The organism is Streptomyces camelliae (assembly GCF_027625935.1).
GTDB classification, from domain to species: domain Bacteria; phylum Actinomycetota; class Actinomycetes; order Streptomycetales; family Streptomycetaceae; genus Streptomyces; species Streptomyces camelliae.
Map to the genome: position 1 here is coordinate 7,068,034 of NZ_CP115300.1, position 12,834 is coordinate 7,080,867.

Annotated in this window: 15 protein-coding genes; 9 read left to right on the forward strand and 6 right to left on the reverse strand. The window is 72.9% G+C overall.

All coding sequences use genetic code 11. The features are described from left to right. Nucleotides 1-9 precede the first annotated feature (9 nt). Nucleotides 10-1,407: a hypothetical protein gene (locus tag O1G22_RS32350; protein ID WP_428986426.1), complete on the forward strand. Its 1,398-nt coding sequence runs from the start codon at nucleotides 10-12 to the stop codon at nucleotides 1,405-1,407. Between the two features lie 25 nt (nucleotides 1,408-1,432). On the opposite strand, the gene O1G22_RS32355 is transcribed toward O1G22_RS32350, so the two are convergent. Together O1G22_RS32355 and ypfJ are read right to left on the reverse strand one after the other, a co-directional pair. Next, the gene (locus tag O1G22_RS32355; RefSeq protein WP_270084553.1) at nucleotides 1,433-1,846 is read right to left on the reverse strand and encodes a VOC family protein; all 414 of its coding nucleotides are present in this window, start codon (nucleotides 1,844-1,846) and stop codon (nucleotides 1,433-1,435) included. Between the two features lie 101 nt (nucleotides 1,847-1,947). Further along, the gene (gene ypfJ, locus O1G22_RS32360) at nucleotides 1,948-2,838 is read right to left on the reverse strand and encodes a KPN_02809 family neutral zinc metallopeptidase (RefSeq protein ID WP_270084554.1); all 891 of its coding nucleotides are present in this window, start codon (nucleotides 2,836-2,838) and stop codon (nucleotides 1,948-1,950) included. A 280-nt stretch (nucleotides 2,839-3,118) separates the two neighbouring features. Between ypfJ and O1G22_RS32365 the strand changes: the two genes are divergently transcribed. From O1G22_RS32365 to O1G22_RS32375, 3 genes are all read left to right on the forward strand, one after another. Further along, on the forward strand, nucleotides 3,119-4,717 hold the full coding sequence (locus O1G22_RS32365) for an ABC-F family ATP-binding cassette domain-containing protein (protein WP_270084555.1): 1,599 nt from the start codon (nucleotides 3,119-3,121) through the stop codon (nucleotides 4,715-4,717). Between the two features lie 349 nt (nucleotides 4,718-5,066). Continuing rightward, complete coding sequence (locus O1G22_RS32370) at nucleotides 5,067-5,288, forward strand: helix-turn-helix domain-containing protein (RefSeq protein ID WP_004002281.1); 222 nt, start codon at nucleotides 5,067-5,069, stop codon at nucleotides 5,286-5,288. A gap of 128 nt (nucleotides 5,289-5,416) precedes the next feature. Continuing rightward, a complete protein-coding gene (locus O1G22_RS32375; protein WP_225100778.1) occupies nucleotides 5,417-6,220 on the forward strand; it encodes an enoyl-CoA hydratase/isomerase family protein in 804 nt (267 codons plus the stop codon). Between the two features lie 34 nt (nucleotides 6,221-6,254). On the opposite strand, the gene O1G22_RS32380 is transcribed toward O1G22_RS32375, so the two are convergent. Then, nucleotides 6,255-6,968 carry a nucleopolyhedrovirus P10 family protein gene (locus tag O1G22_RS32380; RefSeq protein WP_270084556.1) on the reverse strand — a complete coding sequence of 238 codons (714 nt, stop codon included), beginning with the start codon at nucleotides 6,966-6,968 and terminating at the stop codon, nucleotides 6,255-6,257. Between the two features lie 87 nt (nucleotides 6,969-7,055). Here O1G22_RS32380 and O1G22_RS32385 point away from each other — a divergent pair, with 87 nt between their 5' ends. The 5 genes from O1G22_RS32385 (at nucleotide 7,056) to amaP (ending at nucleotide 9,371) form a co-directional block, all read left to right on the forward strand. After that, nucleotides 7,056-7,526, forward strand: coding sequence for an Asp23/Gls24 family envelope stress response protein (locus tag O1G22_RS32385; protein ID WP_270084557.1), 471 nt, complete (start codon nucleotides 7,056-7,058; stop codon nucleotides 7,524-7,526). 74 nt (nucleotides 7,527-7,600) lie between these two features. Next, entirely contained in the window at nucleotides 7,601-7,795 is a 195-nt protein-coding gene (locus tag O1G22_RS32390; protein ID WP_270084558.1) for a hypothetical protein, read from the forward strand. Nucleotides 7,796-7,801: 6 nt separating this feature from the next. Next, nucleotides 7,802-8,173 (forward strand): Asp23/Gls24 family envelope stress response protein, encoded by a 372-nt coding sequence (locus tag O1G22_RS32395; RefSeq protein WP_270084559.1) that lies wholly within the window; start codon nucleotides 7,802-7,804, stop codon nucleotides 8,171-8,173. Next, nucleotides 8,173-8,784: a DUF6286 domain-containing protein gene (locus O1G22_RS32400; RefSeq protein ID WP_270084560.1), complete on the forward strand. Its 612-nt coding sequence runs from the start codon at nucleotides 8,173-8,175 to the stop codon at nucleotides 8,782-8,784. The genes O1G22_RS32395 and O1G22_RS32400 overlap by 1 nt, the downstream gene beginning before the upstream one ends. A gap of 5 nt (nucleotides 8,785-8,789) precedes the next feature. Next, nucleotides 8,790-9,371 carry an alkaline shock response membrane anchor protein AmaP gene (gene amaP, locus O1G22_RS32405; protein ID WP_270084561.1) on the forward strand — a complete coding sequence of 194 codons (582 nt, stop codon included), beginning with the start codon at nucleotides 8,790-8,792 and terminating at the stop codon, nucleotides 9,369-9,371. Nucleotides 9,372-9,377: 6 nt separating this feature from the next. Here amaP and O1G22_RS32410 read toward each other — a convergent pair whose 3' ends face one another. The 3 genes from O1G22_RS32410 to O1G22_RS32420 form a co-directional block, all read right to left on the reverse strand. Further along, complete coding sequence (locus O1G22_RS32410; RefSeq protein ID WP_270084562.1) at nucleotides 9,378-10,133, reverse strand: SDR family oxidoreductase; 756 nt, start codon at nucleotides 10,131-10,133, stop codon at nucleotides 9,378-9,380. Between the two features lie 5 nt (nucleotides 10,134-10,138). Further along, nucleotides 10,139-11,923, reverse strand: a complete 1,785-nt coding sequence (locus O1G22_RS32415; RefSeq protein ID WP_270084563.1) for a glycoside hydrolase family 15 protein — start codon at nucleotides 11,921-11,923, stop codon at nucleotides 10,139-10,141. An 83-nt stretch (nucleotides 11,924-12,006) separates the two neighbouring features. After that, nucleotides 12,007-12,828, reverse strand: a complete 822-nt coding sequence (locus tag O1G22_RS32420) for an SURF1 family cytochrome oxidase biogenesis protein (protein WP_428986427.1) — start codon at nucleotides 12,826-12,828, stop codon at nucleotides 12,007-12,009. Between the last annotated feature and the right edge of the window lie 6 nt (nucleotides 12,829-12,834).

A 12,834-nucleotide genomic window follows, 5' to 3' on the forward strand; every position in this document is an offset into this window, starting at 1 on the left:
ACTGCACCCGTGACGTCCCGTATCCCGCGCGACTCCAGGCTTCGACTCGTCCGACCGCGACCCCTGGCCGCCGCCCCCAGAGCTGTGAACCAGCGGCGCCCGCAGCGCCCCTCGCCCCGGCCGCCGGAGGGCACACCCGCCCCGGCCGAACTGGCCGGAATGGCGCGCACCGGCCTCGCGGGCGCGGTCCGCGTCGCCCGCTGGGCCGACGCCGTCCTCGGCCCCGGCAGCGCCGGCGCCACCGCCGACGGCAAGGCCACCCTCTCCGACCCGACCGCCGAACGCGCCGCCGCCGACCTCGGCCTGAGCGCGGCTCAGGTCCGCGCCGACTGGGACACCGCCCGCCTCGCCGGACTCGTCGAGGTGCACGGCGACAGCGCCCGCCCCGGCTGGCGGCTGCGCGCCTGGGACCGCGACGACAGCGCCGTACTGCGCGGCTGGGTCGCTCTCTTCGACGCCTGGTCCCTCGCCTCCCCCGAGCCGGCGGAGCACGAGCCGGCCGCCGTCGCCGAGGTCGTCTCGGCCATGCCCCAGGTGCTCTCCTTCCTCCAGCTGTCCGCCGGTCCTGTCCCGGTCGAGCAGCTCCTCGACCTGCTCCAGCAGCGGGTCACCGAACTGCGCACCGAGCGCTGCGAGATCCCTTACGGCCCGCAGCCCGAACCCGTGTCACCGCCGCAGCTCACCGACACCCCGCTGGAACCCCTCCTCGACTGGGCGCTGCGGGCCCTCGCCGCCGTCGGCGCCCTGACCTACGGCGACGCCCAGGCCACTCTCACCCCGCTGGGCAGCTGGGCGGTGTGGGTCAAGCTGGAGCAGATCTGCGTGGCCGCGCAGAGCCCCGCCGGCAACATCGAGCAGTCCGCCGAGGACATGCTCCGCGGCTGCGCCCAGCTCCGCCCGAACGCGGCCCGCGCCGAGTACCGCGCCTGGCTCGCCGCCCGGCCCGTCGGCAGCGCCGTCACCCAGCTGATCGACGCCGCCCGCGGCGAGGACGCCCTGCTGCGCGGCCTGGCCTTCGAGGCGCTGCGCGTCGTCGGCGCGCCCGCCGAGCCCGACGTACGGTCCGTCGTGACCGAGTCGGCGCTGCGGCCGTACGCCCTGCTGTGGCTCGCCGAGCACGACGGGGTCGACCCGGAGGACGCCCACGAGGTCCTCACCCGTGAGGAGGCGACCTGGCTGTGGGTGGACACCGCCGCCGCCGTCGCCGACCATGGCGAGGCGCCGATGCTGGTCCGGCATCTGGAATCCGCGCTGCAGCCCACCGTCCCCCAGCTGCTCGACGAGGTCCGCGCCGTCGGTCACCCGCGCACCGTGCAGGTCCTGGTCGCGCTCGCCGCCGCACATCCCGACCCGGCCCTGGCCAAGGCCGTGCGCCGGGCCGCCTTCCAGGTGCACACCGGCGGATGAGCGACGCGGGACGGGCGCGGGCGGCTCAGAGGCCGATCTCGGGGGCGTACGTCCCGAAGCTCCAGATGTTGCCCTCAAGGTCACGCGCCATGTAGTCCCGCGAGCCGTAGTCCTGGTCCGTCGGGGGCAGGAGGATCTCCACGCCGTGCTCCAGGGCCCGCTGGTGGTGGGCGTCCACGTCGTCCACGACGATGTACACCCCGGCGGGTCCGGCGCCAATCATCGCGGCGTCGAAGCGGCCGCCGCGGCCCTTGGAACCGATCATCACCGCGCCGTGGCCCTGGACCAGCTCGGCGTGCATCACCGTGCCGTCCTCCGTCTCGTACAGCGACAGCTCCGTGAAGCCGAGGGCCTCCGTCAGCTGTCTGATCGCCGCCTTCGCGTCCGCGTACAGCAGCGAGGGATAGACGCTCGGCCGTCCGCCACCTGTGCCCGCCATGCCGATCACTCCTTCGTACGCCTTCGTACGCCGGTTCCGTGGCGCCTCATCCAGTTTCGCAGCCGGCACCGACAACGTTCCGGACCAGGACCGTGGGCGTCTCAGCGGAAGGTGTCGCACTGCCACATGTCGCCCGTGCGATAGCCCTGCAGGAACCACTGCTGCCGCTGCCGCGCCGACCCGTGCGTCCAGATCTCCGGCGTCACCCGGCCCTGGAACCGCTGCTGGATCCGGTCGTCCCCGACGGCGGCCGCCGCGTCCAGACCGTCGCGGATGTCGGCGGCGGTGAGGTCCGCGACCAGCGGCCTGCCCGTCGACGGGTCCGGCGTGGTCGTCGCGTGGTGCGCCCAGACGCCCGCGTAGCAGTCCGCCTGCAGCTCCGTCCGCACCAGGTTGCTGTCCGGCCCGGCCGGCCCGTCCTGGGCATGGCCGAGAAGGCCCTGCAGATCCTGCACGTGATGGCCGTACTCGTGCGCGATCACGTACGCCTGCGCGAAGGCCCCGCCACTCGCCCCGAACTTCGTGCGCAGCTCGTCGAAGAAGCCCAGGTCCAGATAGACCTTGCGGTCGCCCCCGCAGTAGAACGGCCCCACCGCCGAGGTGGCCGTACCGCAGGCCGTGCCGACCCGGCCGCTGAAGAACACGGTCGGCGAGGCGCTGTACGTCCCGTGCCGTCGCCGGAACTGCTGGGCCCAGTAGTCCTGCACGCTGTTCACCACGGCCACCGCCCGGCAGTCCTCCCGGGTGTTCGCGTCCTTCCCGGTACGGCAGGACCGCTGGACCTGCGCGAGCGAGGAGGGGGCGGGCGTGGCCGTGTCAGCTCCGGAGGACAGCCCGAGCCGCTCCGGGCCCACACCCAGGAAGAGCGCCAGCAGCAGCGCGATCACTGCGGCCAGGCCACCGCCGACGGTCGCCCGGCCGCCGGGGATCGGGCTGCCGCGCCGGTCCTGCACCTCGGAGGTGTCCAGGTTCGCGTCGTCGTCGAACCGCACCCGTCACCGCCTTCGCCCGCGCCGTCGCGCTCCTCGTCCGGAGCCTGGCGCCATCCATACCCGCCGCGCCGCCCCACCGCCGGACCCGACACCCGAACGAGCGACTCCCCACCCCACGGGCCCGGTCACGACGGCCGTACGACAGACGTAGTACGGACGCCGGAAAACCGCTTGCACGGGCCCGTTAGACTTCTCCCATGGCCATTCTCCTCGCGCATTAGACAGCGGGAACGCCCTCAGCCGTCCACCCGCCCCTTCCTGTACGCCCTGGAGTCTGTCCGTGATCTCCGCCTCCGGTATCGAGCTGCGCGCCGGCGCCCGAGTCCTCATCGAGTCCGCCACCTTCCGTGTCGCCAAGGGCGACCGCATCGGCCTGGTCGGCCGCAACGGTGCCGGCAAGACCACGCTCACCAAGGTCCTGGCCGGCGAGGGCATCCCCGCCGGCGGCACCGTCACCCGCTCCGGCGAGGTCGGCTACCTCCCCCAGGACCCCCGCACCGGCGACCTCGACGTCCTCGCCCGGGACCGGATCCTGTCCGCGCGCGGCCTCGACGTACTGATCCGCAAGATGCGCGAGAACGAACAGCGCATCGCCAACGGCCTGGGCGCCACCCGCGAGAAGGCCCTCAAGCAGTACGAGCGCCAGGAGACCGAGTTCCTCACCAAGGGCGGGTACGCCGCCGAGGCCGAGGCCGCCACCATCGCCGCCGCGCTCAACCTGCCCGACCGCGTCCTCGGACAGCCGCTGCACACCCTCTCCGGTGGTCAGCGCCGCCGTATCGAGCTGGCCCGGATCCTGTTCTCCGACGCGGACACGCTGCTCCTCGACGAGCCGACCAACCACCTCGACGCCGACTCGATCATCTGGCTGCGGGACTACCTGAAGACCTACCGCGGCGGCTTCATCGTCATCAGCCACGACGTGGACCTGGTCGAGACGGTCGTCAACAAGGTCTTCTACCTGGACGCGAACCGCTCCCAGATCGACGTCTACAACATGGGCTGGAAGCTCTACCAGCAGCAGCGCGAGGCCGACGAGAAGCGCCGCAAGCGCGAGCGCGCCAACGCCGAGAAGAAGGCCGCCGCCCTCAACGCCCAGGCCGACAAGATGCGCGCCAAGGCCACCAAGACGGTCGCCGCGCAGAACATGGCCCGCAGGGCCGACAAGCTGCTCTCCGGTCTTGAGGCCGTCCGCCAGTCCGACAAGGTCGCCAAGCTCCGCTTCCCGGAGCCCGCGCCCTGCGGCAGGACCCCGCTGATGGCCGAGGGCCTGTCGAAGTCGTACGGCTCCTTGGAGATCTTCACCGACGTCGACCTCGCCATCGACAAGGGCTCGCGCGTCGTCATCCTCGGCCTCAACGGCGCCGGCAAGACCACCCTGCTGCGTCTGCTCGGCGGTGTGGAGCAGCCCGACACCGGCGAGGTCGTCCCCGGCCACGGCCTCAAGCTCGGCTACTACGCCCAGGAGCACGAGACCCTGGACCCCGAGCGCACGGTCCTGGAGAACATGCGCTCGGCCGCCCCCGACATGGACCTGGTCGAGGTCCGCAAGGTGCTCGGCTCGTTCCTGTTCTCCGGCGACGACGTCGACAAGCCCGCCGGTGTCCTCTCCGGCGGCGAGAAGACCCGGCTCGCCCTGGCCACCCTGGTGGTCTCCTCGGCCAACGTGCTGCTGCTCGACGAGCCGACCAACAACCTGGACCCCGCGAGCCGCGAGGAGATCCTCGGCGCGCTGCGCACCTACAAGGGCGCGGTCGTCCTCGTCACCCACGACGAGGGAGCCGTCGAGGCGCTCCAGCCGGAGCGGATCATCCTGCTGCCGGACGGCGTCGAGGACCTGTGGGGTTCCGACTACGCGGATCTCGTCGCCCTGGCGTGACCGAAGCACTGATCACGAAGTACTGATCAACTGCGTATGGATCATTCGGCTCATCCGTGATCCATCATCTGTGTGAGATCTCCTCGTATCGGGGTGTGTCGTACACGGATTTCCCGGCCGATCCCTTGCGCCCCAAGGGATCGGCCGTCGCGCGTCCCTGACCTGGCACTTCACGGATCCACCCGTTCGGCCCCGTGGATCCGACCCCTTGGAACCCCTTGTTCCGCTTGTGGGGATCCACTCCTGTCGTCACAACGATGTCTCACCGACCTTGCCGAATGGGTGGCCATCACGCCCGAGAGGGGTGATCATGAGGAGACCAGAGCGCACTTCCCATGAGGAGGCACGGGTGGCCGAGACTCTGAAGAAGGGCAGCCGGGTGACCGGCGCCGCGCGCGACAAGCTCGCGGCAGACCTGAAGAAGAAGTACGACTCCGGTGCGAGCATCCGGGCGCTGGCCGAGGAGACCGGCCGCTCGTATGGCTTCGTGCACCGGATGCTCAGCGAGTCGGGCGTCACGCTCCGTGGGCGTGGCGGAGCGACCCGGGGCAAGAAGGCCGCATCGTCCTGACTCCGGGCGGCCCATCGGCTTCGATGGTGGCCACCCGGTCGGCGGTCTGACCGGCTGGGTGGTTACTGTGCAGTCACTTAGGCATGCCGTCGGCATGCCCGGATGACCGCACCCATCGGAGGCGCCCCATGGCTTCGCCCGACCAGGACCTCGCTCCTGTACTCGACAAGGACGGCGTACGGCTCACCGTCGACGACGCGCTCGCCACGGTGACGCTGAGCAATCCGGCCAAGCGCAATGCGCAGAGCCCCGCCCTGTGGCGGGCGCTCACCGAGGCCGGTCGGCTGCTGCCGGGCTCCGTCCGTGTCGTCGTGCTGCGTGGCGAGGGCAAGTCCTTCTCCGCGGGGCTGGACCGGCAGATGTTCACCCCGGAAGGGCTCCCGGGCGAGCCGACCTTCATCGATCTCGCGCGTCGTGACGACGCCGGGCTCGACGCGAGCATCGCCGAGTTCCAGGAGGCGTTCACCTGGTGGCGGCGCAACGACATCGTGTCCATCGCCGCTGTCCAGGGGCACGCCATCGGGGCCGGCTTCCAGCTCGCGCTCGCGTGCGACCTCAGGGTCGTCGCGGACGACGTGCAGTTCGCCATGCGCGAGACCAGCCTCGGCCTCGTGCCCGACCTGACCGGTACGCACCCGCTGGTCGGTCTCGTCGGGTACGCCCGTGCGCTGGAGATCTGCGCCACCGGACGGTTCGTCGGCGCCGCGGAGTCGGTGGCGTCCGGGCTGGCCAACCTCGCCGTGCCCGGCGACCAACTGGACGAGGCGGCACGGGACTTGGCCGCGGCGCTGCTGGCCGCGCCGCGGGACGCGGTCGTGGAGACCAAGGCGTTGCTGCGCGGTGCCGCCGACCGTACGTACGACGAGCAGCGGGCGGCCGAGCGGGCCGCCCAGGCTCGCCGGCTCAGGGATCTGGCCGGCGTCGGCGAGTGAATCCCGCACCGGTCGGACGCCGCGCGCCGGCCGGTCAGTCCACCGCCGTGATCAGCACCGCCACCGTCGGCCGGTCCGCCAGCGCGTCCCGTACGGCCGTGCGGACCCGCCGGGCCACCTCGACGGCCCGGTGGTCCGCGCCGGTCGTCAGTTCCACGCGCGCGTGCCGGTGCGGCAGTGCCGTACCGGCCGGGCGTCGCTCCAGACGTACCGCCCGGCCGAGCGATGCCGTCAACTCCCGCACCCCCGGCACCGACAGCGCGGCCGCGGCGGCCCGCGCCTCGTCCGGATCCGTGGGTTCCCGGGCCGGTGCCGGCCGTGGCGGACGCACCTTTCGGGCCGGCTCCCGCGCATCCAGCAGGCCGGTCACCCGGAGGTCCACCTCCGTCACCACCAGGCCGAGCTGACGCGTCGCGGCCGTCGCCAGCCGCAGCCGCAGCCGGGACGCCACCGCAGGCAGCGGTTCGACGGCCGTCGCCGCGAAGTCCGCCGTCAGCCGCAGCGCGCCCGGGGGCAGCGCACCCGGCGGGGCCGGTACGGCGGGCTCGCGCACGTCGTCCGGATCGGCCAGGGCGATGCGCAGCGCGCCCAGCCGCACCTCGGACACCGCGTCCGCCGCCGCGCGCTCCAGTACGGCGACGGCGGCCGCCTCCGCGATCCACGCACCGTCGCCCGGGCCGCCGAGCGGCAGCAGCCTGCCGAGCCCCAACTGGTGCCGCACAGTCTGTGTCCACCGCTCCGCCGTCATTCCACCAGCCTGCCGCATCCCCGGCGCGCGGGCGGGGAACCATGCGTACGGTGGTCGGGAGACGACGACCGAAAGGGACGTACGGCGATGACCGACATGACGACGACCCCAGAGGGCGAGCACGAGCCGCAGCTGTCGACCCGCAAGCCCACCCGGCGTGGCGGCGGTGACCCGGCGGTCCGCGGGCGGACCACCATCGCCGACGGCGTCGTGGAGAAGATCGCCGGGCTCGCGGCCCGGGACGTGGTCGGCGTGCACGCCCTCGGCAGCGGGCTGGCCCGCACCTTCGGCGCCGTGCGCGACCGGGTTCCGGGCGGCTCCAAGTCGGTGACGCGGGGCGTCAAGGCCGAGGTCGGCGAGGTGCAGACGGCACTCGACCTGGAGATCGTCGTGGACTACGGCGTCTCGATCACCGACGTCGCCCGCGCGGTGCGCGAGAACGTGATCACCGCCGTGGAACGCATGACCGGGCTTGAGGTCGTGGAGGTCAACATCGCGGTGAGCGACGTCAAGTTGCCCGAGGAAGAGGAAGAGGAGGCCGAGCCCCGGATCCAGTGATCCGGCCGGGCCTCGGTCGGACTGCGGCCGGACACAGCCCCGGACCCGCACGCTGACGAGTTGAGGAGCGTTGCATGAGCATGGCCGTGGTCGGCATGATCGCCGGGATGGCGCTGGGCTTCGCCGGGTACTTCGGCGGGTTCGGCGCGTTCCTGCTGGTGGCGGCGCTGGGTGCGATCGGGTTCGTCGTCGGCCGGTTCGCGGAGGGCGACCTGGAACCGGGTGACTTCTTCCGCACCCGTGACGACCGGCGCGACCGGCGGAGGTGACCGGCGGTGAGCGCCGAGACCGGGGTGGTGCGCCCGCGCCCGCCTCTCGCGCCGCCCGGCGAGCGCGGCGCCCTGCGGATCGCCGACCGGGTCGTGGCGAAGATCGCCGCACAGGCCGCCCGCGAGGCGCTGCCGTCCCCGCCCGCCGACGCCGCCGCCCCGCACGCCACGGTCGTCGTCCATCATGAGGCCGCCCGCATCCGGGTCCACCTCGAACTCGGCTACCCCTGCGACATCGGCGCCCACAGCGCCGCCGTGCGTCGTCACGTCACCGAGCGGGTAAGCGCGTTGGTGGACATGGAGGTGCCGGAGGTCGCCGTGGAGATCGAACGGCTGCATCCGGCACCGGCACCCGGCACGGTCCACGGGAGGGCGTGATGAGCGAGCCGCCGACGACCACCCCGACCCTGGAGAAGCCCCCGCCCGCCGCCCCGTCGGCCCCGCACGGCAGCCGCCGCTTCTGGTCGCCGCGCCGCGTCCCGGCCGCTGTCGTCGCCGTCCTGCTCGTGGCCGGCGCCGGCCTGCTGCTGTACGACGTCGCCGCCGTCCGCGCCCACCGCCCGGCGATGCGCTGGCGCCGCGCACTGGCCCGACAACTGGCCGAACGGCAGCTGGACGACACCTGGGTGCTGGCCGGTGCGGGGGTCGCCGTAGCCCTCGGCCTGTGGCTGATCGTCCTCGCGGTCACGCCCGGCCGGCGCGGTCTGCTGCCCATGCGGCCCCCGCACCCCGACGTCCGCGCCGCGCTCCTGCGCGAGTCGGCGGCGCTGCTGCTGCGCGACCGGGCCCTGGACGTGTCCGGGGTCCGCTCGGTACGGGTGCGGATGCGCCGTACGAAGGCCGACGTCCGCGCCGTCTCGCACTTCCGTGACCTGGACGACGTACGCGCCGATCTGGCGCTCACGCTGAACGACGCGCTCCGGGGCCTCGGCCTGGCCCGGCCGCCCACCTTGGCCCTGCGGGTCGCGCGGCCCGGACGGAAGGGGTGACGGCGATGCGCACGGGGCGTCTCAACCGCGTCCTGCTGGCCCTCGCCGGCCTGCTCCTGCTGGTGCTCGGCGGCGCGGTACTGGCCGCCGGCCTGGGTGCGCCCATGCCCTCCTGGTGGCTCCACACCGGCCCGCACGACGTCCTCCTGAGCCGCGCCGAGCGCACCCGATGGCGGCACGCGGACTGGTGGTGGCCGGCCGTCCTGGCCGGCCTGGCGGTCATCGTCCTGCTGGCCCTGTGGTGGCTCACGGCGGTCCTGCGCCGCCGCCGGCTGAGCGAGATCCTCATCGACACCGGCGACGGCGACTTCGCCCTCCTGCGGGGCAGGGCCCTGGAGCTGGCGCTGGCCCAGGAGGCCGGCCGGCAGGAGGGCGTGGCCCACACCGAGGTCCTCCTGCGCGGCCGCCGTACGGCACCCACGGCAAGGATCCGGCTCCGACTGGAGCCTCACGTGGACCCGGCGACGGCCCTGGACACGTTCACGGCCGAGGCCCTGACCCACGCACGCGAGTCGGCGAGGCTGGCGACTCTTCCGGCGGAAGTATGCCTGCGAGCGGTCAAGCACCATGCGGAAAGGGTCACGTGACGATCGTCAGAACCCGTGCCGCATGCCCCCGTCCACCGGCAGCATGACTCCCGTCAGATACGACGCGGCCGGAGACAGCAAGAACGCCGCAACCTTCCCGAACTCCTCCGGCGCCCCGTACCGCCGCAACGGGATCCGGGACTCGTTCGCGGCCCGAGTGGCCTCAGGATCCGCGGACAGCCCGTCGAGCTCGCGCACGCGGTCCGTGTCGATGCGCGACGGCAGCAGCCCCAGCACCCGGATCCCCCGCGGCCCCAGCTCGTCCGCGAGCGACTTGGCGAACCCGGCGAGCCCCGGCCGCAGTCCGTTGGAGATGGTCAGCCCCGCGATCGGCTCGTGCACCGACGCGGACAGCACGAACCCGATGACCCCGCCCGGCTCCAGCTCCGCCGCCGCCGCCCGCGCGAGCCGCACCGCGCCGAGGAACACCGACTCGAACGCGCCGCGCCACTGCTCGTCGGTGTTGTCCGCGACGAACCCGGGCGGCGGCCCGCCCACGCTCACCAGCACGCCGTGGAAGCCGCCGAACCGCTCACGGGCGGCCGCGATCAGCCGCTCGGGAGCCTCGGCGTCGGAGTTGTCCATGGCCATGCCCAGCGCGTCCGGGCCCAGTTCGGCGGCGGCGTCGGCCACCCGCTTCTCGTCCCGGCCGCTGATCACGACCTTCGCCCCGTCGGCGACGAGTTCCCGCGCTGCGGCGTTGCCCAGCCCGCGCGTCGCTCCGGTGACGACGTACACCCGGTCTTTCAGTCCAAGATCCATGGCCCCTATCCTGCCTCGTCCTCCCCGAAGAGCGTGAGGGCGGTGTTCACCAGGGCGATATGGCTGAAGGCCTGCGGGAAGTTGCCCACCTGGCGGCCCTGCCCGGGGTCGTACTCCTCCGCCAGCAGCCCCACGTCGCTGGTGAGGCCCACCAGCCGGTCGAACAGCTCCCGGGCCTCGTCCTCCCGGCCCGTCAGATGCAGGGCGTCCGCGAGCCAGAACGAGCAGGCGAGGAACGCGCCCTCGCCGCCCGGCATGCCGTCGACGCCGATCGCGTCGGTGTCGTAACGCCGCACGAAGCCGCCGTGGCCCAGGTCCTCGCGGATCGCGTCGACCGTGCCGATCACGCGCGGGTCGTCGGGCGGCAGGAAGCCGACCCGGGGGATCAGCAGCAGCGCGGCGTCCAGTTCGCGCGAGCCGTAGTACTGGGTGAAGGTCTTCCGCCGCGCGTCGTAGCCCCGCTCGCACACCTCCCGGTGCACCTCGTCGCGCATCGCCCGCCAGCCGTCCGCGTCGCCCTCCAGCTCCGGGTACTTCTCCAGGGTCCGTACGGCGCGGTCGGCGGCCACCCACACCATCACCTTGGAGTGCACGAACTGGCGCCGGCCGCCGCGCACTTCCCACAGGCCCTCGTCGGGCTGCTGCCAGGACGACTGGAGGAACGTCATCAGCGAGCGCTGGATGGCCCACATGTGCGGCCTGGTGGGCAGGCCCGCGCCGCGCGCCAGGTACAGCGAGTCCATGACCTCGCCGTACACGTCCAGCTGGAGCTGGCCGACGGCGCCGTTGCCGACGCGTACGGGCGCGGAGTCGGCGAAGCCGGGCAGCCAGGACAGCTCCCACTCCGGCAGCCGGCGCTCACCGCCCAGGCCGTACATGATCTGCAGGTCCGCCGGGTCGCCCGCGACCGCGCGCAGCAGCCAGTCACGCCAGGCCTCGGCCTCCTTGTGGTAGCCGGCGTGGAGCAGGGCGCCGAGGGTGAGGGTGGAGTCGCGCAGCCAGCAGTAGCGGTAGTCCCAGTTGCGCACCCCGCCCAGCTCCTCGGGCAGCGAGGTGGTGGCCGCGGCGACGATCCCGCCGGTCGGGGCGTAGGTGAGGGCCTTGAGCGTGATCAGGGAGCGTACGACGGCATCCCGGTACGGCCCGTCGTAGCGGCAGCGGGAGGCCCAGCGCCGCCAGTCCTTGACGCTGGCGTTCAGTGCCTTGTACGGGTCGACGAGCGGGGGGCGCGGCTCGTGCGAGGGGTGCCAGGTCAGCACGAACGCGACCCGCTGGCCTTTGCGGACGGTGAACTCGGAGTGGGTGCCGAAGTCCTCGCCCCACATGTCCACGTGCGGCTCGGTGCGCAGCCACACCGAGTCCGGTCCGGCGACGGCGACCCGGTGGCCGTCGGAGCGCCGCATCCAGGGGACGATCGAGCCGTAGTCGAAGCGCAGCCGCAGGGTGCTGCGGACGGTGACGTGTCCGCTGACGCCCTCCACGATGCGTACGACGTCGGGGGCGCGGTCGCGCTGCGGCATCAGGTCGGTGACGCGTACGGTGCCCTCGTCGGTCTTCCACTCGGTGTCCAGGACGAGGGTGTCGGTCCGGTAGGCGCGGCGCGTGCAGGCACCGGCCCCCTTGGGTGCGATCCGCCAGTAGCCGTGGTCCTCGTCGCCCAGCAGCTTCGCGAAGCAGGCGCCGGAGTCGAAGCGGGGCAGGCACAGCCAGTCGATCGACCCGTCGCGGCCGACCAGGGCCGCGGTCTGTTCGTCCCCGATGACGGCGTAGTCCTCGATGCGCGCGTTCACGGGATCCGGTTTCCCGGACGGCCTGGGGGCCAATCAGGTGGTGCGCCGGGGGAGTGAAGTGCCGTTCCCCGCGCGCCCCTGGATCACACGGCGGCGGGTTCCGTCTCCTCGGGCTTCTCCGGCTTCTCCTGCGCGTCCGTCGCGGCCTCGGCCGCCGCGGCCTCCTCCTGGTCGCGGATCTCGCGCCGGAGCAGGAACCACCAGCCGACCGGGACGCCCGCGGCGAACAGCCACCACTGGATCATGTACGCGTAGTTCAGCGGGGCGTCCTCGCTGCCCGGGTCGGAGATCTGCTCCGGGGAGTCGGTCTGCGGCCCGGTCTGCTCGATGTAACCGCCGAGCACCTGGGCGCCGAGCCGGTGCGCCTGCTGTGCGCTGTTGATCAGCATGATCTGCCGGTCGGGCAGGCCCTGGACGTTCTTGATGCCGCTCGCCGCGGTCGTCTCGTCGGCCATCAGCCGGCCGGTGACGGTGGTCCTGCCGGCCGGCGGGGCGGGGATCTTCGGGAAGGCGGTCTGGGCGCCGTCGGCGGGGATCCAGCCGCGGTTGACCAGCAGCACCTTGCCGTCGGTGAGGACGAACGGGGTGAGCACGTGGAAGCCGACCTCGCCGTCGGAGTTGGTCCGGCGCCGGACCACTTCCTCCTTGGCGGTGTCGAACGTGCCGGTCGCGGTGACCGTGCGGTACTTCTCCGTGCGGGTCACGGCGTGGCCGGGGGAGGAGAGCTGCTCGACCGGGACCGGCTTGGCGTGCAGCGCCTCGGAGACCAGGTTGTTGCGCGCGGTGCGCTCGTCGTACCGGTGCCCCTGCCAGAAGCCGAGCCGGATCATCGTCGGGATCAGTGCGATCGCGACGAGGGTGAGGATGATCCACTGGGCGGACAACAGGAAGCGGTAGCGGTGCACCCCACG